Here is a 590-nt window from a genome sequence, read left to right as displayed (position 1 = left end):
GTCAACCTGACCACCTTCGTGCGCGACCCGTTCACCGACCAGGCGCGCTTCGACTGGGAGGAATACAAGGAAGTCGTGCGCGTGTTCACCCGCATGCTGGACAACGTGGTCGAGGTCAATGGCCTGCCGCTGCAGCAGCAGCGCGACGAGATCATGCGCAAGCGCCGCCATGGCATGGGCTTCCTCGGTCTGGGTTCGACCCTGACCATGCTGAAGATGAAGTATGGCAGCGCCGATTCCTGCACCTTCACCGAGCAGGTGGCGCGCGAGATGGCGGTCGCCGGCTGGGAAACCGGCCTGGCCCTGGCCCGCGAGAAGGGTGCCGCGCCGATCATGGAGGAGCGCTTCGAGGTCACCGCTGAGATGCTGCGCAAGCGTCCGGAAATGGCCGCCGACGGCTGGCGCGTCGGCCAGCAGATCCCCGGCAAGGTCCTGCACGCCCGCTACAGCCGCTACTTGCAGCGGGTCGCCGAAGTGGCGCCTGACCTGGTCGATGAACTGGCCGAAATCGGCTCGCGCTTCACTCATCACAGCTCGATCGCCCCGACCGGCACCATCTCGCTGAGCCTGGCCAACAACGCCAGCAACGG

Annotated in this window: 1 pseudogene; it reads left to right on the top strand. The window is 66.3% G+C overall.

Going from position 1 to position 590, the window contains the following annotated elements:
• A pseudogene (locus CSC62_RS17465) lies at positions 1-590 on the top strand (ribonucleoside-diphosphate reductase); the annotation flags it as partial.

It is taken from the genome of Pseudoxanthomonas jiangsuensis (assembly GCF_010093185.1).
GTDB classification, from domain to species: domain Bacteria; phylum Pseudomonadota; class Gammaproteobacteria; order Xanthomonadales; family Xanthomonadaceae; genus Pseudoxanthomonas; species Pseudoxanthomonas jiangsuensis.
The sequence above is the reverse complement of the archived record's forward strand: the minus strand, read 5'-3'. Positions and strand labels throughout refer to the sequence as shown.